This is a genomic window from Paraburkholderia phosphatilytica (genome assembly GCF_003443895.1).
Taxonomy (GTDB): Bacteria; Pseudomonadota; Gammaproteobacteria; order Burkholderiales; family Burkholderiaceae; genus Paraburkholderia; species Paraburkholderia phosphatilytica.
Window position 1 is genome coordinate 1 of sequence record NZ_QQOA01000024.1, and the last position, 21,021, is coordinate 21,021.

Genomic DNA, 21,021 nt, shown 5'->3' on the forward strand with positions numbered 1-21,021 from the left:
TCCATCTTGGCCATGAACCGTTCCTCCGATCAAGGTACTGACCTTATAACGCGCGAACTGAAGGTCGGTTGTCATGGATTAAGTAAACCTCAATAGGCAGTGACCACCTCCAGATAGCTCGACGGTTGCGCAGTCCTGACGCCGTGTCAAGTCAGAGCGGCCCTGTCCGAGCAGACGGCGGCGTTTGTAGATGGTCACGATTACGGGTTCCTCACAGGTGACATGCTAGTTCGCGGCGCACTCGGAAAGGGAGAAAGGATTGTGAAAACCAATGATTCTTAGCGCCGAGTAAGATGACCTTCGACCGACAGCAACTTGAAACATTTGCCGTACTCATCGAGACCAGGCACTTCGCCCGTGCGGCCGATGCGCTGAACGTTACACGTGGCGCCGTGTCGCAGCGGATGATTGCTCTCGAGGAAGCGTTCGGCACCCCGTTACTCGTTCGCGATGGCATGATGCCCACCCCGGCGGGGGAAACGCTGTTGAGTCACATCCAAGCGCTGAAGCTTCTCGAGGCAGACACCCTGCAACGGATCAAGCCAGGGGGTAAGCAGAGGGCAAGAATCGCGATCGCGGTCAATGCGGACTCGCTTGCCACTTGGTTCGAGCCAGTCGCGTGCGCGATTGCAAGGGAGTACTTTGAGCTTGAATTGATCGTGGATGATCAGGACTACACCCTGTCGGTGCTGACGCGCGGCGAGGCGATGGGTTGCGTGTCGACGGCGAGCATTGCACCGACGGGGTTTGTGGCGGAACCAGTTGGCGCGATGGAGTATGAATGTGTCGCGATCCCTGAGTTTGCGAGGTCACATTTCGCAGAGGGCGTCACGCTGCACCACATGCTTGGGGCGCCTGCAGTACTCTTCAATCGCAAGGATGGACTCCATGATGTCTTCCTGGAGCGCCTGCTCGGGTTTCCCGTAAGCGGTTATGCAACACACTTCTTCCCGTCGCCGATCGCGCTACTTACTGCCATCCGAGCCGGGGTCGGGTATGGTCTCGTGCCCTTGATGCAGGTTCAGCCATTGATCGACGCGGGTGATTTGATTTCGCTGGCACCGCAGCATAGGATCGCGGTAGATCTCTATTGGCATCACTGGAAGGCAGCGCCGCCAAACGCTCGGCAGATCAGTGAACTGATAATGTGTCAGGCCCGTCAGGCACTCCCGCAATTGCCGCCCGGATCAGTCGACAATAAGAGTGGGGGCAGTGGTCGGAACTGATTGACGCGGAAGGTCGGGAAAAGTGATGCCTAAAGTGAGTGAGAACGGTGCCCAGCGCGGTGTCGTACTGTTCAGCTTTAAACGCTTGAATTCTTATATTCTTATAGGGCTGGTTCTACGCGCGAAACCCGCGGACCATGATCGGCGAGGCAGTGGACGAGACCGTTCTGCTGGTGTAGGTCGATGTCCGGCAACCCAGTCTCTCGATCGGGACCACGATCCCGGAAGCGGCTAACGTTATGCAATGGCTCGGGGCGACATCGGCCACGAATCTTTACGGCGGCGGATCAAGTGCGATGATCGTCAACGGTGCGGATGTCGGTCATCCTTCGGACAGTTCGCCGTCGAATCCGACGCAGCGAGCGGTAGCGTCTTCGCTAGTGCGACGACCGGCAACTAGTCTTACTGTGTCACAAATTCCCTTCGTCCCATCGGACTTCGACAGCATGGGCATATGCCGAGACTGGCGACAAGCCCCACGGTGAGTTGATAGCGAATTGTCGCGAGCGAATCAGGTGTGTGGCGTTGCGCGCGGCGGACTTCCCCTCGCAATGTAATCTTCGGGAACACCAGGCGTCTGGCGTGCTGCGAAGTTTTTTTTGGCGCTGACCGCAGCGCCAGTAGCGAGACGTTCAGAGAGCAGAAATCCGTAGGCCGCAATGGCCGGGGCCGCATGGTGATGAAACCCCCGCCACCCTCGACCTTCATAGTGCCCAAGCCTCAGTTCCTGCTTCAGATCCTGGTAGTCCCGTTCAATGCGCCAACGCATGTGCGCATACGCGACGAGTTGCGCCAGCGCGGTGTCGGCTGGCAGGTTGGAGGGGTAGTATTTCAGCGGGTCCGCGTCGTCAGCAGGCCATTCGATGAGCAGCCACTGCTCGGGACGTAACCGTGCCTTGCCGGTATTGCCGCCCGCGTGGCGCGCACGAACCGCTGCGAAACGCCTGCTGAGCGTCTCGTTCGAACCCTCGCGCCAACTGAGCGTCGTGAAGGCATCAGCGGACAGTGAATGGGCCAGTTCTCTCACGTTAACTGGTTGCCGGGAGGGCGTACGGCGCGGCACCACAGGCGGGCGGCCCATGCCGCCATATGGTTTCGGCGGCAATGGTTCGACGCCCGGCGGCCAGACCACCAGCGCCGAGGTGATGCCGACCACGTATGCCAGACCCAGATCGTCCAGATGTTGCCGGAATGCGTTATCGATGCCGTAGCCTGCATCAGCAAGCACGCAGTGCCGCGGCGCCCCCGGCAGCCAGCAAGGTCTCGATCTGCCGCAGTGCTATCTGCGGCTTGGTCTCAAACCCGATATGGGCAGGAATGCCGGCTCTCGCGCGTCGTTCGTCATCCTCTGCCCAGTCCTGCGGCACATAGAGTTGCCACGCCACCGGAATGCTGGCCTGCTCGCAGGCCAGAGAGACACTCACTGCGACCTGGCAATTATCCTTTTTGCCGAGCACGCCGCAGTACTGGCGTGACACACCGACCGAATGACGGCCTTTCTTGGGGAAGCCCGTGTCGTCCACGATCCAGAAGCCGCTATCAGAGAAGTCCATTCGCGGCACGACCCACTGACAGTAAGCGATCGTTTCTACGCGCCTGGCGTGTCCGCTGTCCGGAGATCAAGCTTGCGTCCGCAATCACTCAACTTGCGGACGCAACATGACCCCAGACGAACTTGATTTTCTTCCTCTAAAAGTTACGCACATCGATGAAGGCGGTCGGCGCTGCTTCGATCCTGAGGGTAAGCGACGGCTGATCGAGGCGTGCGAGAACCCCGGCGCATCGGTGGCTGGCCTGGCGCTCAAGGCTGGCGTGAACGCCAACCAGCTGCGCAAGTGGATCATGCTGGAGCGCAGGCGGCTCACGCATACGGACTCGCATAAGTCGACCCGCTCGGGCTCGGTGGAGTTCGTACCCGTAGTGGAGATAGCCGAACCGGATGCTGTGACGGCAGGCACAAGTCTGCCGTCGTCGCCAGCCATGACGCCGGTGCTCAGGCCGCGTGAAGTCGTGCGAAGTTCGCCGCACCCACCGTCACCGTCGCGTCTGGTGGCGCGACTGCCCAACGGGGTGAGTCTCGAACTTGAGTGCGGCGCACAGGATCCGGCATTGATCACGGCGATGATTGACGCGCTGAGGAGCCGGTGATGCTGCGCTTGGCCAACGACCTGAGCGTCTACCTGTATCGCGAACCGGTTGATTTCCGGTGCGGCATCAACACCCTTGCTGTTCTGGTCGAGGAGTCGATGCGGCTGGATCCGCTTGCCGGCGCCGTCTACGCGTTCCGCAATCGTAAATGTGACAGGATCAAGCTCCTGCTGTACGAGCGCACTGGCTTCTGGCTGTTGCTGCGCCGGCTCGAGGAAGACCGCTTCGTGTGGCCGCGACGCGATGAGGACGTGATCGAGCTGAGCACGCAGCAGTTGCACTGGCTCCTGGACGGTATCGATATCGACGCGCTTCGCCGGCATCCTGTCCGTCATTACGAGCACGCCGGCTAGTCTCCCACGTAGCCCGTTCGCCACGCGATGGGCACTGGTTACAAATTGACGTAAACCTGTCGCGCACCACACTCCGCTATCCTGGAGCGCATGACGAATGCACCCGATCTCAAGCGCGTGCCCCATGCCGTCCAGGGCTACATACACGATCTCGAAGAGCGCGTGGCCGGCGACACGAAGCGCATCGGCGAGCTGAGCCAGCGCATTGAGCAGCTCGAGGAGCAGGTCCGTCTGCTGCAATCCGAGCGTTACGCACCGAAGAGCGAGAGACGCCAGGACCGGATGTTCGACGAGGCGGAGCAGCTTGCCAGCGAACCTGGCGACGAAGACGATGCGGATGCGGGGGCTGCCTTGCCCGACACCGGTTTGCCACCGGTCGACCCGCCTGGGCGAAGCAAGGTCGGGCGCAAGCCGTTGCCGGCATACCTGAAGCGGGAGCGCGTCGAGTACGATCTGCCTGAAGAGCAGCGAGGCTGCCCGTGCTGCGGCAATCCGATGCATCGCATCGGCGAGGATGTCAGTGAACAGCTGCACGTCGAGGTGAAATGGACGGTTCGCCAGAACGCGCGCGCAAAGTATGCGTGCCGGCACTGCGAGCGTCACGCCGAACATACGCCGGTCGTGCTCGCGCCGATGCCGGTGCAGCCGATTCCGGGCAGCCATGCAGATGCCTCGGTGATCGCGACGGTCGCGACCGCGAAATACGTCGACGGCATGCCGTTGTACCGGATGCAGGCGGCACTTGCCCGCTGGCAGATTCCGGTGAGTCGGGGCACGCTCGCGCAATGGGTGATCCGTCCCAGTGAACTTCATTACAGTCGCCTGTACGACGCGCTGTACAGGACGCTGCTGTCGCAGTGGCTGATTCACGGCGACGAGACCACGCTTCAGGTACTCAATGAGCCTGGTCGGGCGGCGCAGAGCAAAAGCTATGCATGGGTCTACCGGAGTGCGGAGGATTGTGCCGAACCGGTCGTGCTGTTCGAGTACCAGCCCGGGCGTGGCCAGACGCATCCGCAGAAGTTCCTGGGTGACTACAGCGGCATGTTGATGAGCGACGGATACAGCGCCTGGCGAACACTGAAGAAAGCGACGCACTTCGGCTGCATGGCGCATGCGCGCAGGCTGTTCGTCAAGGCCGACAAGGCTGCGCAGAAGAAAGGGGATGACGGAAAACCGAAAGCGCCGAACGCACGCGTGGCAAAAGCGCTCGAATACTTCCAGGCCCTGTACCGTGTCGAGGCGCTCGCCAAAGGCGACCTGCCTGCCGGTCAGACCCGCGCCGACTACACATACCGCCTGCGACAACAGCACAGCGCGCCGGTGCTCGACGCGTTCAAGGCATGGCTCGATGAACTGGCGCCGAAGGTGGTGCCGCAAAGCCTGCTGGGCAAGGCCATCGCCTATACCCGGAACCAGTGGGTGTATCTGGGTCGCTACGTCACCGATGGCCGTGCCCCAATTGATAATAACGTCTGCGAACGGGACATCAGGCCGTTTGCGACATCAAGAAAATCGTGGCTGTTCAGCGATACGGTCGACGGCGCGAAAGCCAGCGCCACGATCTACAGTCTCGTGCTGACGTGCCGGGCCTGCGGGGTCGAACCATACGACTATCTGCTGCACGTACTCAAGGAACTACCACAGCGCGCGCCAGATGCTGACGTGACTGATCTGCTGCCGTTCAACTACGCGCGCCAGCAACAGGTCGCAACAGGTAGTGGCTGACCAGAGCGAAGCGCCTCCCCCAGCATACGATTGCAGGCACCCCTGCATCTCGCCGACTCAAACGTCTCCGGTGTGACCGGAAAACTCGCCTATCCGTTGCCGACCGTCAACAACCTGGTGTGTTGAATCGATCGCTTACCACTGACAGACCCGGCGCAGCAGTTCATCGTCCGACCAGTCGGCCTTGGCAACGAAGTGGTGCAAGGCTTGATGCCGCGCGCTGGCATGGAGCGGATCGACACTGGCGGCCATTGGCTCCACACTCTTGCCCGTCAATGGCAGCATCAGGCCGGTGTAGTAGGCCTTCAGGCCTGCGTGACGGTCCGCATGCCCCAACCCTCCAGCCAGATGTTCAATGTACTGCTCAAACCGCGTTTGCGCGCCCATTGATCCTCGCCCGATGCCTGGATATCCTTATTGTATTCGTCGCGCAGCATTTGAGTAAATCGCGTCAGTTTTATGACACAGTAAGACTAGGATTCAAGGTGCGCAGCATCAGATCGAGATGAACCAGACTGATGCGGCGGTGCTTCGGAGGAGCACCGCCAGCGTATCGTGCTGGGTAGTCCAATCATGCGTCACGAGTCCCTGATTCGCTCGCTTCCCCGGCAGGCGGTTGAGCGGCGCCAGAGCAATACGGCAATCAGAAGCAGGGGGAGAAAGGAAACGGCCAACGGATTGGTCTCCGGGATCCTCGTCAAGCCTGTCCACCGCGCGAGGTATATTGCGATCGCCATACCGCTACCGATCGCCAGTGTCGCGTTGGCGCACCGGTCGGAAATGCGGCGGTTGAGCAATGCGAATCCCACGAGTGGCCCGACGGCGGTAAGGTAGACCATGTTGAGATCGACCATCATGTCGACCAGGCTCTTACCGTGAAGGGCGACGATCGTTCCGAGGGCGATCGGCACGACGCGAGACCAGATGGGCCGAGCCGTTGAACGCGGGCCGAGAGAGGCCGTGGCGTCGGTCATCGCCCGAAGTATTGAACAGCCGGCGCCCAGTGCGGTTGTGAGCAAAACGACGATGACGAGCGTACTCGCCGTATTCGCCGAATGTCCTGGGAGAGTGTGTATCAGCACAACCGGAATGACCTGAACGGGGTCGGCGAGGTGCTGCAGATGCCAGACCGGAGAAGCCGCGATGACTGCGGACGCTGGCAGCAAGCCGATCAGGAACACGAACCCTGCCGCGAGGAGACAGCCGTTTCGCGCCATCGCGGACGTGCGCGCCGCGAGCACAAACTGCTGATAGTCTGCGCCACAGATGACCATGAGCACGACCGACACGACCGTGAACCCTGTATGGTCCAGCGTCGCGCCCTGAAGTCCGTCCAGAAACTGGACGGGCGCACGCAGCCACACGTCGAGTCCATTGGTCAGGAACAGCGTGCGCACGAGCACGGCGTTGCACGCGAGCATGCAGATCGCGAATCCTGCGGCAAGCCACGACAGTCGCAGTGTCGAAAGACAGATCAATAACCCGTCGACGAGCAGGAGCGCGGAAGTCGGACCGATGCCGGCCAGTGTGAGTATCGCTGCTCCCCCCCGGATCTGTGCAGCGAGTACGCCGGTCATCCAGACAAGGGAGAGCAGGGCCACTGCGCGGCCAACTGAGGTGCCATAGATCTGGTCTAGCCTAGTCCAGATGGATTGCCGCGTTATCGAGAGCCCACGTGCGCATGCGGCGAGCGCAACCAGGCCCAGCGCGCTGGCGACCGCATAGAGACAGCCGACCATTCCTTCTCGAAGCGCGAGTTCGCCGGTGCCAAGGAGAAAGCCCGTACCGCAGCTTGTGGAAACGAGCAGGCTGGCGATCTGAACCGGTTTCAGGGTGCGGTCAGACATGCGCTGCCCCCCACTTCGTTACGCTGGCACGAGCGCCTTTCACGTAAGAATCGCAGATGATCGCGCGTCGACTGAACGCGGGGATCTGTTTCAGGTCGGCGTGCAATTTGGGCAGGTCGAGGTAGGGAATATGCGGAAACAGGTGATGTGTCAGGTGATAGCCATTGTGATGCGGGTGCAGGAGGATGGAACTGAGTCCGTGATACGGAATGTCTCGCGTATACGAAAAAATGCCACCCGGTTCGAGCCCGTAGTGATCGGTCATTTCGCGAAACGTCGTGATGGCATGGAACACCGTCGCGCGCGCGACGATCCATAGCGCAAAAAACAGCAGCGCGAAATGCACTCCGATCGTGATGTCAAGTAGTGCTTCGCACGCGGCCCACCACAGAGCAATGGCGAGCTTCTGACGCAGGGCAAGACGGGCATTGATGAGATGCCCGAACACCGAGCCAGCCCAGATGGATGGTGTGGTCAGCACGCGCAGGTAGACGCTAAACCAGTGGTCACCCGCATGTGTGACGCTGGAGAGATAGTCTGGATCGTGAGCCGGGTCGCCGAGCGAACCGTGATGCCAGGCATGCTGGAGACGGTAGAGCGTGAGTTCGTTGAAAAGTGGCGGTGCAAGCAGGACGCCGGCGATGCGGTCGTTCACGTCGCGGCTGTTGCTCAGGTTCTGGTGTCCGCCCTCATGCAGGAGATTACCGAGCGCCCGCTGGCGGTTGCCGATCACGAAGATCGCAGCGATACTTACCCAGACCCCAATCCGGTAGGCAATCCAGACGGTAAGGCATATGATTGCCCAGTCCGTGGCGATGTCCGAGAGCGATCGCCACGTTCTGGCGCGCGGGGTTATCCAGTCCATGTCTGTAGAGTCCAGGGCGGTGTGCATGGCTGTCTGATCGGCAAAAACGGATGATGATGCGGGTGATCTCATCGCAGGCTCCTTGTGATGACGTGAAGTCCCCGGCGGTCCCCGATCCTTGATTGCGTATCTGTTCAGTAAAAGCTTTGACCTGATCTTAGGCGGTTGATCCTGTCCGGGCCGCGGCAGTTAAAAATGCTGCCCGGTGTGCAGCATTTTTAAACTCATGACGCGTGTGCCGCGCAAGGCGTGGCATAACGTCACCATCAGGGGAGGGTGGAAAGTTGAGTGAAAAGGACCTTGCAAAGCTGTGTGCGACGCTCAGTCCTGTCGTGGCGGAGGCCACCTATGTCTATTGTTCGTTTCCGGACTTCACCTTGCCGGCCGGGCTATTGGCCTTCTGCCTCGTGCGCGAGAGCGAGGGTCTGACGGCGATCATCGAGCGTGATGAAGCGCTGCGGCGCGGACTTGCCTATACCTACGACGCCCGTCTCATCACCCTGTCGGTCCATTCGAGTCTCGAGGCGGTCGGGTTTATCGCGGTGATCAGCCGCAGGCTCGCCGGGGCTGGCATCTCGTGCAATGTGGTCGCGGGCTACTACCACGATCACATCCTCGTGCCGGTCGATCGGGTCGAAGAAGCGATGACGCTCCTGCTCGACATCGCCGCGTCGCCCGGCTGACGCATATCTGCCCCGATGTGCGGGCGCGAAGGTCAGGCCTGCCAATTTTTCTGCATGACGGGCAATTTTTGTTACCCGGGCGGGCTCTGGCTTGCTGTGCGGTGACGCAATCAATAGATTAATGAGACGACAGGGGACCCGGAGTGGCCCCTGCGAAGGAGGAATATCTGCCTGGTCATGCCGTGATTGGAATATCGACGTCGATGTCGAACGGTCCCGTGCTGTACTGGAAAGGAGGGAGCATGTCCGAATCGACTGACGGCCGACCGGTGCAAGGCGCACAGGATCAGACCTCAAACCCCGAGCCTGAATGCTGGCAGCGGCGCAGTGAAGAACTGCAGGCCCTGATTGCGCGCCTGACCGTTCGCCTCAGGGGCCGCGAGCGCCGTATTGCCCGTCTGGAGCTTGCCATCTCCCGGACCGTGGTGATGCATCACGTCTGGGCGTCCCATCTTGAACGCAGGCTCGAACGCCTGCCTTTCACTGTGACCACCGTCGCCGGCGACACACCGGCCGCAGCCGCTGCGCACGGGCCCGGCGTGACGGTGCGTCTGCCTCACCTGACGCGAACGCTGGAAGCGCTCTTTGAGGTCATGCAGGAGTACTGGTCGGAGTGGGAGCCCGATCGCCCGCCCAAATCCTCCACCGTTGCGCGCGCACTCGATGAAAAACTCGGGCTAAAGGGGCAGGCCAATGGCGAGGCGTCGCGCAGCGCGCAGACGTTTGCTGCCGCATTGAGGCCCGACTCGGTCAACGAGTCAGACGGCCGCTATCACTGACAATCACTTCCGACGGGGTCTTCCGACGATATGACGGAATTGCCCGTCAGGCTCCTCGACTGCTTGAATGAGACCCATGCAGCAACTCTTTCGAACAGGACAGCGGGAGGTTGGCCATGTCGGTCCAGTTGAGGGGAACAGGCGCAATACTACGGCGCGGGCAGGTCGAACGGGAAGTGGGCCTGAAGCGGTCGACGATCTACCAGCGGATGCAGGAAGGCACGTTCCCGCGCCCGATCCGTCTGGGCGAGCGTGCGGTGGGCTGGCGTGCATCGGATATCGAGCGGTTCCTCGAGGACCCGGCCGGGTATCGCGTCTCACCGCCTGCCGGGGACGATCGCGATGTGTGAGCGCACCTCGCAACGGTCTCTCGATGCGCGGCTCGATAACTGGGCGAGTGCCGGCCGTGGTCCGTACGATCCGGTTGATGCCGACCATATCGAACGTGCATGGCGGCGGCTGGCCGTGCGTCACCGCGATCTGTTGCGCATGGTGTATCTGTGGCGTGCCGGTCGCGAGGTGATATGCCGCCGGCTCGGGATTCCAAGGTATCCCTGGCGCGGCTATGAGCTTGAACTGTCATCCGCGAAGCAGGCGCTGGCGGGACTGCTGGTGGAAAAGCCATGAATTGAAGGGTCCAGGATGCCGGAACGACGCGCGGCCGATCAGTGCGGCACGATCTCGCGCTTCGGCGGCATAGCCCCGGAAGCAGTTCGACAACCTGTTCCGGCCGATGTGCGACATGCACGGCCGAGTACGCATAAGCGGCCCCGACGTATCGACGGATGCGTGTGAGCATGGCGGTGGTTTTCCGATCTGGGACCTGCGTTCGCAGGTCTTTCTGTTTCTGTGCCTGATCCTGACGACTGATCCCCCTTGAGCCCGCGGTTTGCCTCCCAGGCGCCGCGGGTTCCTTTTTTCCCCATCCGGTTCGACACCTCGGCGCTGCCTCGATGTGAGGAAACGGATCATGAATGTGTTCTGGTTGAAAGCGAATGGAGTGCGATTGCGGGCGATGCGCGGCATCGTGCGTCGGTGGGCGCTTGCCCTGGCGCTGTTCGCCGGCACGTCCGTTCTTGCGCCCGGCGTCGCACACGCGGATGACTGGGGCTGTCAGGTCCTGCTATGCCTGTCCAATCCGGGCGGCCCGGAACAATACGGCGCGTGCGTGCCACCGATCGAGCGGCTCTGGAGCGCCCTGCGTCATGGCGATCCGTTCCCGACCTGTGACTTCGGCGCAGGCGGCTCGCAGGGAACGTCCGCGACCAATACGTTCGCGAGCGGGGGCTATTGCCGGGAAGACCTCCTTTACTGGGGCGGCCCGGAGCAGAGCGAACTGTTGTGCCGTGCCACGGGCGCGATCAATGTCGACATCGACAACCAGCTCTATACCCGCGTCTGGTGGGACGTCGCGGGTGCGGGGTCGACCATCACCGAGTTCTACAGCACGGGCAGTACGCAGGAGCCCTCTCAGATCCCATACGACCCATCGCAGTCTGCTGCGCTCTTCCTGCAGCAGAGCGAACAGCAAGGTGGTCAAAGTGGCCAACGTGGTCAAAGCGGCGGGGGGCACTGATGCTGCCGCTCGATTTCGCCACGCTCGTGCAGCAGTGCGCCCCCCAGGTCTCGCCGATCACGATGGCCGCGATCGTGCGGACGGAGTCCGGATTCAATCCGTATGCGATTGGCGTGGTGCACGGTCGACTGGTGCGTCAGCCAGCGAACCAGGCTGAGGCTGTGGCCACGGTCCGCGCGCTTGCGGCCGCCGGCTGGAACTTCAGCGTCGGTCTCGCTCAGGTCAACCGAGCGAACTGGGCGGCGTATGGCCTGAACGAGCAGAGCGCGTTCGATCCGTGCCGCAACCTGGCGGCGGGAGCTGCGGTCATCGAGGGCTGTTTTACCGCAGCGCGCCTTGCGCAAACGGATGCCCGGCGCGATCCACAGGCTGCGCTGCGCGCAGGCCTGTCGTGCTACGCGAGTGGCAATTTCTCGACGGGGTATCGCACCGGGTATGTGCAGCGCGTGGTCGATAACGCCAGCCTGCCCGAGTCGATTCCCTCACAGACCTTCGTGCCGGCGATTGAGCCCATTCCTGTTGTTCCGGCCGGTCAGGCTGGTCCTGGTGAGCGGACCGTGCCCGCAGCCCGGACGTCGTCACAACCGGCGAGGCACCGGATGCCGGATCCACCGGATATCGCATCCGGCACGAATGCCGATGACTCGCCCGGTAGTGCAGTGGTGTTCTAGCCCGATATCCATTCGATAGTAAATCCAGTTCAGGCAGAAAGGAGTTTTTCATGAATTTAGGAATCCATATCAGAAAGAAGAAATGCGGACGTATGCCTGTCCCGTTTTCTTCTGCCCGTCGGATGGCGCGGTGGGCCGCTGCCATCACGACTGCGCTGCTGGTGGCCTCGCCCGCCTGGGCGCAGCTGTCGCAGGTTAATACGCTGCTGAGCACGATCCAGACGACCCTGCTGGGTGTCGGCGGTGTGATCTGCTCGATTTCTATCATCTGGGCGGGCTTCCGGATGATGTTCCAGCATGCCCGGTTCGGCGACATTGCGAATGTGTTCATCGGCGGTCTTTTCGTCGGGTGCGCGACCGTGATCGCCGGCATGCTCATCCCGACGAGCTGATCCGGGGCCAGCAACCATGAACGCGACCATGAACCCGATGATGAATACGCTCAGGGATCCTGTCTTCAAGGGATGCACGCGGCCCGCGATGCTCTGGGGTGTGCCGCTCGTGCCATTTCTCATGGTCGGTGGCGGCATGCTGATCCCCGCCATCTGGGCCCTGCTGGCCAGCCCACCGCTCGGTGTCGGGCTCCTGTTCCTGATGATCCCGGTGTTCGTCGCCATGCGTGTTGTCACGCGCCGCGACGACCAGCGCCTCGCGCAGTACGCACTGCGCCTGCGCATGGTGCTGCGGCAGGGCAATCGCCGTTTCTGGGGCGCGCGCGCCTACACGCCGGTTCGCCTGAAGAGGAGGGGCCGACATGTTGGCTGATCCGACACACGGCGCCGTTTCGAAACGTGAGGTGGCGCTTGCCGACTACATCCCTTACTCGATGCACGTCACCGATCAGGTGATCAGGACACGCGAGGGCGATTACCTGCGGATCTGGAAGCTTGCCGGCATCGCATTCGAGGCCGCCGATCCGGTGGACATCCTCGTTCGTCACGATGGGTTCAACCAGCTCGTGCGTGCGCTGCCCGGTGGTCATGTCGCACTCTGGTCACACCGTCTGCGCCGGCGTGTCTCGGACCACTTTGCCACGCCTTATGACAACCGCTTCTGCCAGGAGCTGGCGACACGCTACTACGCGAGCTTCGCGGGTTACCGGATGATGGCCAACGAACTGTATCTGACGCTCGTCTATCGCCCCAACCGCACGAAGCTCGGACGCGTCTTCAGCCGTGCGGCGCGCCGCACGCGCGATGACATCCGGCGCGACCAGCAGGAAGCGCTGAAAGTGATGGACGAACTCGGCGCCCAGGTCGAGTCGGGGCTGAAGCCCTATGACCCGGTGGGGCTCGGGGTCTATCGTAAGTCGAGTCCTTTCATGAAGCGACCGCGCCGGTATTCGTCAGCGCTGGAACTGCTCGGCTATCTCGTCAACGCCGTCTGGGAGCCAGAGCCAGTCCCCTCCGGAGCGATCCGCGAGGCACTGCCGACCTCGCGCCTGTTCGTAGGCGTCGAGAAGGTCGAGATCCGCATGCCAGCCGCGACGCGCTATGCCGCGCTGCTCGACCTGAAGGACTATCCCGAAGAGACCGAGCCGGGCATGCTCAATGGCCTGCTGTATGGCGACTTCGAGTATATCGAGACGCAGAGCTTCACGATCCTCGACAAACCCGGTGCGAAGGAAGCGCTGGAGCGGCAGCGCAACCAGCTTATCGCCGGCGAGGATGTGGCTGTCTCCCAGGTCGAGGCGATGGATCTGGCGCTCGACAATCTGATCAACGGCGATTTCGTGCTGGGCGAATATCACTATTCGCTCGCGGTGCTGGCCGATACTCCAGCAGCGGTCTCAAAGCACGTCGCGAAGGCCCGCACGCAGCTTGCCGATGCCGGTTTCCAGACTGCCCTGATTGACCTCGTGGCGGACGCTGCATGGTTCGCACAGTTGCCGGGCAACTGGCGCTACCGGCCACGCGAAGCGAAGCTGACCTCCCGCAACTTTTGCGGCCTGTCCAGTCTGCACAATTTCGCGACCGGAAAACGCGACGGCAATCCGTGGGGCGAGGCGATCACGATCGTCAAGACGCCGAGCGGCCAGCCGCTGTACCTGAACTTTCACGTGACGCCCGAGAAGCAGGATTCGGCCGACGAGAAGGCGCTCGCCAATACCCAGATCATCGGCCAGGCCGGTGCGGGCAAGACGGTGCTCGAACTGTTTCTCCTCGCGATGGCGACGAAGTTCGGTCTGACCGCGGTGCTGTACGACAAGGATCGCGGCACCGAGATCGCGATCCGGGCGATGGGCGGCACCTATACCGTATTCCGCCGTGGCGAGGCGACCGGACTCAACCCGTTCCAGATGACGCCGGACGAGTCGGTGCTCGACTTCTGGGAGCGGCTGGTGCGCAAGCTCGTTGACACGGGTCTGTTGCTGTCCGCCAAAGAAGAACTCGACATCTCGCGCGCCGTGCGCGAAGTCGCTCGCATGGAAAAGCCATTGCGGCGCCTGTCGATGGTGAGGCAACTGCTGCCAAATGTGGGCGAGAACAGCCTGCACGCGCGTCTCGCGAAATGGTGTGCGGGCGGGCGCCTGGGCTGGGTGCTCGACAACCCGACGGACACCGTGGACCTCGCACGCGCGAATCTCTTCGGCTTTGACGATACCGAACTGCTCGACGACGCGGAAGTCTCGACTCCGGTCACGATGTATCTGCTGCACCTGACGGAAAGCCTGATCGACGGCCGGCGCTTCATCTATGTGATGACCGAATTCTGGAAACGGCTGGGCGACCCGGTTTTCACGGACTTTGCGAAGAACAAGCAGAAGACGATCCGCAAGCAGAACGGGCTCGGCATTTTCGATACCCAGTCGCCAGCGGATGTGCTGCGTAGCGATATCGCACGGGCGCTGATCGAGCAGAGCGCGACCTTCTTCTTCCTGCCGAACCCGCGAGCCGACTACGACGACTACGTGCATGGGTTCAAGCTGACCGAAGCCGAATTCAACATCGTGCGCAATCTTGGTGAGAACAGCCGCATGTTTCTGGTCAAGCAGGGGCACCGGTCGGCGATCGGAAAGCTCGATCTCGCGGGGCTCGGGGATGTCCTCGATGTTCTGTCGGGTACGACCGACAACGTCGAGCTCCTCGACACGATCCGCGCACAGGTGGGTGACGACCCCGATGTATGGCTGCCGGTTTTCCACGCGCAACTCGCGAAGCGCCGGGCGACCCAGGCAACCCAGACAACTCGTGCAGGAGGTACGCGATGAGCGGGCTCTTTACCGCGATCGGCGGCACCCTCGAAAACGGCATGTCGACCTACGTCACGAACGTCTCGTCGGCGCTGTCGGGCGCGCTGGTTCCCGTTGCGACGACCGCCGTCACGATCTGGATCCTCGCCTATGGCCTTGCGATCGTGCGCGGTGAGGCGCACGAAGCCGTGCCCGCATTCGCATGGCGAGGACTGAAAGTGGCCGTCATCCTCGCTTTTGCGCTCGGCAGCGGCCTCTACCAGCAACAGGTCGTGACGGCCGTCAGCGGTGCGACGTCGGGCCTTGCCCAGACGATCCAGATCGCCGCCAACACCACGGGTGGCGGCAACCCGGGTTGTGGATCGGTCAGCGGCAGCAGCGTGACGCCGACGAGCGCAACCAGTATCTACCAGACGCTTGACTGCTATGACCAGCAGATTGATCTGGTGCTGGATGCCTATTCCGAGAAGGCGACGCACGAAGGGCTCAGCCCGAGTGGCCTCGCTGCCGCCATCGGCGACATCGTGTGCGGGTTCATCGCGGCGGTTGGCGGCTCGATCTTCCTGATCGTGCTCGCGTTCGAGGTCGTGATGGGACGCATGCTGCTCGACCTGGTGCTCGGGATCGGTCCGATTTTCATTGCTTGCGCCGCATTTGCGCCGACGGCCCGTTTCTTCGAAGCGTGGACCGCGAAGGTCGCGAACTATGCACTGCTGCAGGTACTGGTGGCCGCTTTCCTGGGAATGGCGCTGACGGCGTTCTCGACTGAGCTCGCACCGTTCCAGGTGACGACGTCAGCGCCCGGTACCAACGCGGCGGCGCTTGTGGCGGCCAGTCAGGCTGCGCTTGAGGCCGCGTCGGCGTGGGGAGCCGCGCTCGGTATGTTCGCGACGGCGATCTTCCTGGCGATGGTCGGCTGGCAACTGCCGTCGGTGGCGTCCGGTCTGTCCGGTGGCGCGACCGTGTCCGGATTCGGCGCGTTCGTAGCCGGCGTGGCATCGCGGCGTCTCGCCACCGTGATCGGTCAGATGTTCACCCGCGGCGGGAATGGTCCGCGTCCTGGCGGCACGATCCGTGACCGGACGGGCCCTGGCGGCGGATCGGGAAATTCATCGGGTGGCGTGGCGCCGGCTTACCAGCGTGCCGCGCATGCCAACCTGGGACAGGGCAGTTAAGAGAGGTGGACATCATGAGAGCACGATTGAAGGTAGCCGCTGCTGCGCTTATCTGGGCGGTAGTGTCTCCGGCGGGCTACGCCCAGGGCATTCCGGTATTCGATGCGCAGAACGTGGCGCAGGCCATTGCGACTGTGCTCCAGCTTGAGCAGGAGGTCCAGCAGGAAATCCAGATCTACCAGTCGACGGTCGGCACACGGGGCTTTGGTGCGCTGCTAAGCAATCCGGTGGTGGCGAATTCGCTGCCGTCGAACTGGCAGAGCGTGTACACGGCAGTGCAGAACGGCGGTTACGTGGGGCTTACCGGAAGCGCACAGGCGCTGCGTTCGGCCAGCGAGATCTATAACTGCGAGGACCAGGCCGGCATCGACCAGCAGGTGTGCCAGCGGGCGCTGAACAAGCCGTTCCAGGACAAGGCGTTCGGTCAGCAGGCGTATCAGACGGAACTGCAGGAACTGAACCAGATCCAGAGCCTGATGCAGCAGATCGACGTCACGCAGGATCCGAAAGGGATTGCCGAACTGCAGGCGCGCGTCCAGACCGAGACCACGGCGGTCGGTGACGAGATGATCAAGCTGCAGCTCTTCCGGATGCTGGCGGATACGGAAGACCGGCTCGTCGCCGAACAGCAGAGCGAACTGGTATTGAGCCGCGCGGGCAATACCGTCCGGCTGCAGGACCAGATGGTGCCGGCATCGTTCGGTAACTGAGGGGACGATCATGAAAACATTGCTCATCGGATTGTTCCTTGTAAATTTCGTTATCCTTATCGATGGATGCTCGTCGGGCCCACCCAAACCCGTCCTGCCGGATGGCTGGCATCGCGTGCCAATCAACCGCGAGCTTCCCGTTCCAGGAATGCCATCCGCTGCGTCGACGGTGGGGGCTGGATCATGAGCGCGGACAACGACTATGGACGCGTGCTCGACATCGAGGCGTCGCTGACGCACCTGCAGGAGCGGTCCGAGCGACGGGCGTGGCACGTTGCGTACGGAGCGGTCGGTGTGGCCGTGCTCAGTGTGATGACACTGGCCGTCATGGTGCCGTTCTACCGGGTGGTGCCCTTGCCGATCGAGGTCGATCGTCTGACGGGTGAGTCGCAGGTAATCGACGTGCTCGATGCACGTCACGTGCACACGAAGGAGATCCAGGACAAGCACTGGGTTGAAGAATACGTACGCGAGCGTGAACGCTATGACTGGGGGCTACTGCAGATGGACTACGACAGCGTGCTTGGCATGAGCGATGACATGGTCGCGCGCGACTACCGCGGCATCTACAGCGGTCCCGATCCACTGGACCGGCAGCTTGGCCCGAACACCGAGCGCCGTGTGCGGATTCTCTCGACGACGCTGCCGCCGGATGAACCAGGGCACGCGGTCGTGCATATCGAGCGCACGACTCTGAAGAACGGTCAGGCGAACGCTGAGCCGACGCAGCGGTTCGTCATCACGCTGGCCTACGCCTACCGGCCGCCGGTTTTTACGCGCGAGAGCGTGGCCGTCGCGAATCCGTTCGGCTTCAAGGTGATGGCTTATAGCCGCGATCCCGAATATACGCCGCCGGCTTCATCGTCGAGCGCGGGAGGTGCGCCATGAGAATGCGCTCTGTTTCGATGTTCTGCCTTGTGTTTGTACTGATAGCAAGTCCGGTCGCCCGTGCTTGGGACGTGCCGGGCTGGTCCGATGACTCGCGGGTCCGGCAGATCGTCTACGCATCCGACGCCGTCGTGCGCATCGAGGCGCAGCGCGGGTTCGCCACCCATATCGCGCTCGATCCACACGAGCAGATCCAGGTAGTTGCACCCGGCGATCGCGATGGCTGGCAGGTCGTGGCCAACAAAGGCGACCACGACGTCTATCTGAAACCGCAGCTCGCCGCGCACAACTCGAATCTCGAGATCCGTACGGACAAGCGCAGCTACAGCTTCGACCTGGTGGTGCTGCCCCTGAAGGCGAAATTCGGCAACGGCGACGAGATGTATCGGGTGACGTTCGTCTACCCGGATGAGCTCAACACCCAGACGCATGCTGAGGCCGATGCGGCGCTGGTGGCGCAGCGTCTTGCCCAGCCGTCCGTGGTGCGCAACACCCGGTACTCGATGCAGGTCATGCCACATTCGGACGACATCGCGCCGGTCGCGGCGTGGGACGACGGGCGGTTCACCTGGATCCGCATTCCGGCCAACCGGCGCATCCCGGCGATCCTCCGGGTGGCGGATGACGGCACGGAAAGCGTGGTCGATAAACATATGGAGAACGACACGATCGTCGTACATGAAGTGGCGAAGCGCTTCGTATTGCGGCTCGGCGACGAGGTCGTCGGTATCTGGAACGACGCGTACGACATGGATGGCGTGCCGCCCAGTGACGGCACGACGGTCGATGGTGTGAAGCGCGTCTTGCGGAGTCAGGATCATGAGTGACGATATCCGCAACACGATTGAACCGGATGATCCGTCCGGCCGGCATCCGGCCGGATCTGACCGCAGTGCCGTCGACGCGTTCGGAGCGCAGGTCGATCGCGGCATGCCGGCACTTGGGCAATACCGGGGCGCGCGCCCGCGCGCCTGGTGGTTGACGCCACTTGTCGTCGTCCTTGTGGCCGGTGCCGGTGCGGTCTGGACGGTTCACACCTTCCTTGCACGTCACGATGCGGAGGCGAAAGCGCACCGCGATGCGGTCGAGGGCACGGCGACCCAGGGACGTGTGTTCAGGGAGGCGCCGGTGGCCGCGAGCGCGGCCTCGGCGCCAGCCGCGGCAAGTGCACCTGCTGAGGTCTCGAGGCCAGTCGCCACCCGTTCCGCTGTCACGGTTCAACGCCCGGCACCAGCCCGCAGTTACTACGATGCGCCGTTACTCGCGAACGGTGGCGCAACCGGGGCGAGTGGTCAGGGTGGAGGCCTGACGGGCATGCTCACGGCGGAGGGTGTTGCTGGCGGCGCTGCGGAAGCAGCCTCGTCGGTGGCGACATCGGTTTCCGGCCAGCCGTTGACAACAGCGGGCCAGGGTGGGATGGGGGCACTTGCACAGGCGTTGACCCCGACCGCCACGCCGCGGGTGCGTGCCGGTACGCTCGGTGACCGCAGCCTGATTCTCGCGCAGGGCGCAAAGATCGATTGCGCAGGCGACACCGCGTTCGATTCGACGGAAGCGGGATTGTCGACCTGCACGGTGACTAAGAACGTCTATTCCGATGACGGGCGGGTTGTCCTGATCGAACGCGGTTCGCAGATCAACAGCCAATACCGCTCGAACCTGTCGCCCGGACAGAAGCGGACTTTCATCCTTGCGGCACGCATCGAGACGCCCCACGGCGTGACCGTCGAGATTGACTCGCCGGCGGCCGATGCGCTTGGTCGCATGGGGATCGATGGCTACGTCGACAACCACTGGGGGCAGCGCATTGGTGCCGCGATGATGCTGGGCATTACCCAGGACGCGATCGGCTATCTGGCTACGCGAGGCGGTAACAGCAACGGGTCCGTCGTCTACGAGAACACGCAGCAGCAGGGCAACGACATGGGGACGCGGGTGCTCAACAGCACGATCAATATTCCGCCAACGCTGACGCAGAACCAGGGGGCCGAATTTACTATCGTCGTCGCGCGCGATCTGGATTTCGGGACGGTCTATGCGCTTCAGCCGGAGCGTGCGCCATGATCGCCGGTGCTGACATGCAGGATCGATCCGCCAATGCCGCACTCGCGCGGCTTCCCGACGACGCGTCGGTACGCGAGCTGATGCGGCCGTTTGCGCCGCTGCTCGACGATGCCGACGTGACTGAACTGGTCATCAACCGGCCGCAGCGCGTGCTGACCGAGACCCATCTCGGCTGGCGCGGTCATGACTGTGCCGATCTCGACTACGAGCGGCTGATGTCGTTCGCGGTCGCGGTCGCAACGCTCACGAACCAGGAGGTATCGGCGCAGCATCCGGTGCTCTCGGCCTTGCTGCCGGGCGACGCACGCATCCAGATCGTGGTGCCGCCCGTCGTGCCGCCGCGCACCGTCTCAGTGACGATCCGCCGGCCTTCCGTGCGAGAAAAGACGCTCGACGCGTATCGCGACGAAGGGCTGTTCGACGATACCCTCTGGCACCGCCCGGATGGGCTCGACACGGTGTTGCCAGCGTTGCGCCCGACAGACCGGAAGCTCGTGCAGTGCCTCGAAGAGCTGGACTGGTGTGCCTTCTTCGAGCGGGCCGTGACCGGGCGCCTGAACATTGTGATCGTTGGCAATACCGGCTCGGGCAAGACCAGTTTCATGAAGACGCTCTGCCGGTCGATACCGTCGACCGAGCGGATCGTGACGATCGAGGATGTCCGCGAACTCTTCATCCGGCATATCGAGAACTGTGTGCACCTGCTGTACAGCAAGGGCGGTCACGGCCAGGCGCGTGTGACGCCGGCCGACCTGATCGCGAGCACGATGCGCATGCGACCGGATCGCGTGCTGCTCGCCGAGCTGCGCGGCGCCGAAGCCTATGACTTCCTGAAACTGCTGACGACGGGCCACGCTGGCTCGATCACGAGCTATCACGCATCAAGCGCCACGGTCGCGATCGAGCGCTTTGCATTGATGGCGAAGGAGCACCCGGAAGCCGCAGCCTATGACGATACGGCACTCAAGCGCCTGCTCACACTGACGATCGACATCGTTGCGCACATGGAAGCGTATCCGCTCTACGACGAGGCGGGCAGACAGATCGGCAAGCGCTGGGGCATGACGGAAGTCTGGTTCGATCCGGTGCGCAAGGCGCGCACGACGTTTTCGTGA

General features: G+C 62.6%; 21 protein-coding genes and 3 pseudogenes. 20 read left to right on the top strand and 4 right to left on the bottom strand.

Features of this window, described 5'->3' with window-relative positions; translation table 11 throughout:
* Positions 1-293: 293 nt before the first annotated feature.
* Together DVS29_RS23170 and DVS29_RS23175 are read left to right on the top strand one after the other, a co-directional pair.
* Complete coding sequence (locus DVS29_RS23170; RefSeq protein ID WP_118182859.1) at positions 294-1,226, top strand: HTH-type transcriptional regulator ArgP; 933 nt, start codon at positions 294-296, stop codon at positions 1,224-1,226.
* 107 nt (positions 1,227-1,333) lie between these two features.
* A pseudogene (locus tag DVS29_RS23175) lies at positions 1,334-1,711 on the top strand (phosphodiester glycosidase family protein); the annotation flags it as partial.
* A gap of 26 nt (positions 1,712-1,737) precedes the next feature.
* Here DVS29_RS23175 and DVS29_RS23180 read toward each other — a convergent pair.
* A pseudogene (locus DVS29_RS23180) lies at positions 1,738-2,800 on the bottom strand (IS701 family transposase); the annotation flags it as partial.
* A gap of 85 nt (positions 2,801-2,885) precedes the next feature.
* On the opposite strand from DVS29_RS23180, the gene tnpA reads away from it, so the two are divergent.
* The 3 genes from tnpA to tnpC all read left to right on the top strand — a co-directional run bounded on the left by tnpA (position 2,886) and on the right by tnpC (position 5,455).
* Positions 2,886-3,374, top strand: coding sequence for an IS66-like element accessory protein TnpA (gene tnpA / locus DVS29_RS23185; protein ID WP_118182860.1), 489 nt, complete (start codon positions 2,886-2,888; stop codon positions 3,372-3,374).
* Positions 3,375-3,382: 8 nt separating this feature from the next.
* Positions 3,383-3,727: an IS66 family insertion sequence element accessory protein TnpB gene (gene tnpB / locus DVS29_RS23190; RefSeq protein WP_164707970.1), complete on the top strand. Its 345-nt coding sequence runs from the start codon at positions 3,383-3,385 to the stop codon at positions 3,725-3,727.
* A 90-nt stretch (positions 3,728-3,817) separates the two neighbouring features.
* A complete protein-coding gene (gene tnpC / locus DVS29_RS23195; RefSeq protein WP_118182862.1) occupies positions 3,818-5,455 on the top strand; it encodes an IS66 family transposase in 1,638 nt (545 codons plus the stop codon).
* Between the two features lie 138 nt (positions 5,456-5,593).
* On the opposite strand, the pseudogene DVS29_RS23200 reads toward tnpC, so the two are convergent.
* From DVS29_RS23200 to DVS29_RS23210, 3 genes and pseudogenes are all read right to left on the bottom strand, one after another.
* Positions 5,594-5,842: pseudogene (locus tag DVS29_RS23200) on the bottom strand (transposase); the annotation flags it as partial.
* Positions 5,843-6,033: 191 nt separating this feature from the next.
* Positions 6,034-7,302 carry an SLC5/6 family protein gene (locus DVS29_RS23205; RefSeq protein ID WP_118182863.1) on the bottom strand — a complete coding sequence of 423 codons (1,269 nt, stop codon included), beginning with the start codon at positions 7,300-7,302 and terminating at the stop codon, positions 6,034-6,036.
* Positions 7,295-8,239, bottom strand: coding sequence for a fatty acid desaturase family protein (locus DVS29_RS23210; RefSeq protein WP_118182864.1), 945 nt, complete (start codon positions 8,237-8,239; stop codon positions 7,295-7,297). Before DVS29_RS23210 ends, DVS29_RS23205 begins: the two co-directional genes overlap by 8 nt.
* A 212-nt stretch (positions 8,240-8,451) precedes the next feature.
* Here DVS29_RS23210 and DVS29_RS23215 point away from each other — a divergent pair, with 212 nt between their 5' ends.
* The 15 genes from DVS29_RS23215 (at position 8,452) to virB11 (ending at position 21,021) form a co-directional block, all read left to right on the top strand.
* A complete protein-coding gene (locus DVS29_RS23215; RefSeq protein WP_118182865.1) occupies positions 8,452-8,850 on the top strand; it encodes an ACT domain-containing protein in 399 nt (132 codons plus the stop codon).
* 242 nt (positions 8,851-9,092) lie between these two features.
* Entirely contained in the window at positions 9,093-9,629 is a 537-nt protein-coding gene (locus tag DVS29_RS23220; RefSeq protein ID WP_118182866.1) for a hypothetical protein, read from the top strand.
* Positions 9,630-9,745: 116 nt separating this feature from the next.
* Complete coding sequence (locus DVS29_RS23225) at positions 9,746-9,979, top strand: helix-turn-helix transcriptional regulator (protein ID WP_118182867.1); 234 nt, start codon at positions 9,746-9,748, stop codon at positions 9,977-9,979.
* On the top strand, positions 9,972-10,256 hold the full coding sequence (locus DVS29_RS23230; protein ID WP_118182868.1) for a hypothetical protein: 285 nt from the start codon (positions 9,972-9,974) through the stop codon (positions 10,254-10,256). The genes DVS29_RS23225 and DVS29_RS23230 overlap by 8 nt, the downstream gene beginning before the upstream one ends.
* A gap of 343 nt (positions 10,257-10,599) precedes the next feature.
* Positions 10,600-11,205: a hypothetical protein gene (locus DVS29_RS23235; protein WP_118182869.1), complete on the top strand. Its 606-nt coding sequence runs from the start codon at positions 10,600-10,602 to the stop codon at positions 11,203-11,205.
* On the top strand, positions 11,205-11,876 hold the full coding sequence (locus DVS29_RS23240) for a lytic transglycosylase domain-containing protein (protein ID WP_118182870.1): 672 nt from the start codon (positions 11,205-11,207) through the stop codon (positions 11,874-11,876). Before DVS29_RS23235 ends, DVS29_RS23240 begins: the two co-directional genes overlap by 1 nt.
* Positions 11,877-11,968: 92 nt before the next feature.
* On the top strand, positions 11,969-12,268 hold the full coding sequence (locus tag DVS29_RS23245) for a TrbC/VirB2 family protein (protein ID WP_276314336.1): 300 nt from the start codon (positions 11,969-11,971) through the stop codon (positions 12,266-12,268).
* 40 nt (positions 12,269-12,308) lie between these two features.
* The gene (locus DVS29_RS23250; RefSeq protein ID WP_118182956.1) at positions 12,309-12,641 is read left to right on the top strand and encodes a VirB3 family type IV secretion system protein; all 333 of its coding nucleotides are present in this window, start codon (positions 12,309-12,311) and stop codon (positions 12,639-12,641) included.
* Entirely contained in the window at positions 12,631-15,087 is a 2,457-nt protein-coding gene (locus DVS29_RS23255; RefSeq protein WP_118182872.1) for a VirB4 family type IV secretion/conjugal transfer ATPase, read from the top strand. Before DVS29_RS23250 ends, DVS29_RS23255 begins: the two co-directional genes overlap by 11 nt.
* Positions 15,084-16,244, top strand: a complete 1,161-nt coding sequence (locus tag DVS29_RS23260; RefSeq protein ID WP_118182873.1) for a TrbL/VirB6 family protein — start codon at positions 15,084-15,086, stop codon at positions 16,242-16,244. Before DVS29_RS23255 ends, DVS29_RS23260 begins: the two co-directional genes overlap by 4 nt.
* A gap of 14 nt (positions 16,245-16,258) precedes the next feature.
* Positions 16,259-16,954: a P-type DNA transfer protein VirB5 gene (gene virB5 / locus DVS29_RS23265; protein ID WP_118182957.1), complete on the top strand. Its 696-nt coding sequence runs from the start codon at positions 16,259-16,261 to the stop codon at positions 16,952-16,954.
* Between the two features lie 183 nt (positions 16,955-17,137).
* Positions 17,138-17,842: a VirB8 family type IV secretion system protein gene (locus DVS29_RS23270; RefSeq protein WP_118182874.1), complete on the top strand. Its 705-nt coding sequence runs from the start codon at positions 17,138-17,140 to the stop codon at positions 17,840-17,842.
* Positions 17,843-17,844: 2 nt separating this feature from the next.
* Complete coding sequence (locus DVS29_RS23275) at positions 17,845-18,669, top strand: TrbG/VirB9 family P-type conjugative transfer protein (protein WP_420816157.1); 825 nt, start codon at positions 17,845-17,847, stop codon at positions 18,667-18,669.
* Entirely contained in the window at positions 18,662-19,906 is a 1,245-nt protein-coding gene (virB10, locus tag DVS29_RS23280) for a type IV secretion system protein VirB10 (RefSeq protein WP_118182876.1), read from the top strand. The genes DVS29_RS23275 and virB10 overlap by 8 nt, the downstream gene beginning before the upstream one ends.
* On the top strand, positions 19,903-21,021 hold the full coding sequence (gene virB11 / locus DVS29_RS23285) for a P-type DNA transfer ATPase VirB11 (RefSeq protein WP_118182877.1): 1,119 nt from the start codon (positions 19,903-19,905) through the stop codon (positions 21,019-21,021). The genes virB10 and virB11 overlap by 4 nt, the downstream gene beginning before the upstream one ends.

Excerpts from the sequence above, each read along its gene's own strand:
- DVS29_RS23170 (WP_118182859.1), top strand. The coding sequence starts at position 294 with ATGACCTTCGACCGACAGCAACTTGAAACATTTGCCGTACTCATCGAG.
- tnpA (WP_118182860.1), top strand. The coding sequence starts at position 2,886 with ATGACCCCAGACGAACTTGATTTTCTTCCTCTAAAAGTTACGCACATC.
- tnpC (WP_118182862.1), top strand. The coding sequence starts at position 3,818 with ATGACGAATGCACCCGATCTCAAGCGCGTGCCCCATGCCGTCCAGGGC.
- DVS29_RS23205 (WP_118182863.1), bottom strand. The coding sequence starts at position 7,302 with ATGTCTGACCGCACCCTGAAACCGGTTCAGATCGCCAGCCTGCTCGTT.
- DVS29_RS23210 (WP_118182864.1), bottom strand. The coding sequence starts at position 8,239 with ATGAGATCACCCGCATCATCATCCGTTTTTGCCGATCAGACAGCCATG.
- DVS29_RS23220 (WP_118182866.1), top strand. The coding sequence starts at position 9,093 with ATGTCCGAATCGACTGACGGCCGACCGGTGCAAGGCGCACAGGATCAG.
- DVS29_RS23225 (WP_118182867.1), top strand. The coding sequence starts at position 9,746 with ATGTCGGTCCAGTTGAGGGGAACAGGCGCAATACTACGGCGCGGGCAG.
- DVS29_RS23230 (WP_118182868.1), top strand. The coding sequence starts at position 9,972 with ATGTGTGAGCGCACCTCGCAACGGTCTCTCGATGCGCGGCTCGATAAC.
- DVS29_RS23235 (WP_118182869.1), top strand. The coding sequence starts at position 10,600 with ATGAATGTGTTCTGGTTGAAAGCGAATGGAGTGCGATTGCGGGCGATG.
- DVS29_RS23240 (WP_118182870.1), top strand. The coding sequence starts at position 11,205 with ATGCTGCCGCTCGATTTCGCCACGCTCGTGCAGCAGTGCGCCCCCCAG.
- DVS29_RS23245 (WP_276314336.1), top strand. The coding sequence starts at position 11,969 with ATGCCTGTCCCGTTTTCTTCTGCCCGTCGGATGGCGCGGTGGGCCGCT.
- DVS29_RS23250 (WP_118182956.1), top strand. The coding sequence starts at position 12,309 with ATGAATACGCTCAGGGATCCTGTCTTCAAGGGATGCACGCGGCCCGCG.
- DVS29_RS23255 (WP_118182872.1), top strand. The coding sequence starts at position 12,631 with ATGTTGGCTGATCCGACACACGGCGCCGTTTCGAAACGTGAGGTGGCG.
- DVS29_RS23260 (WP_118182873.1), top strand. The coding sequence starts at position 15,084 with ATGAGCGGGCTCTTTACCGCGATCGGCGGCACCCTCGAAAACGGCATG.
- virB5 (WP_118182957.1), top strand. The coding sequence starts at position 16,259 with ATGAGAGCACGATTGAAGGTAGCCGCTGCTGCGCTTATCTGGGCGGTA.
- DVS29_RS23270 (WP_118182874.1), top strand. The coding sequence starts at position 17,138 with ATGAGCGCGGACAACGACTATGGACGCGTGCTCGACATCGAGGCGTCG.
- DVS29_RS23275 (WP_420816157.1), top strand. The coding sequence starts at position 17,845 with ATGCGCTCTGTTTCGATGTTCTGCCTTGTGTTTGTACTGATAGCAAGT.
- virB10 (WP_118182876.1), top strand. The coding sequence starts at position 18,662 with ATGAGTGACGATATCCGCAACACGATTGAACCGGATGATCCGTCCGGC.
- virB11 (WP_118182877.1), top strand. The coding sequence starts at position 19,903 with ATGATCGCCGGTGCTGACATGCAGGATCGATCCGCCAATGCCGCACTC.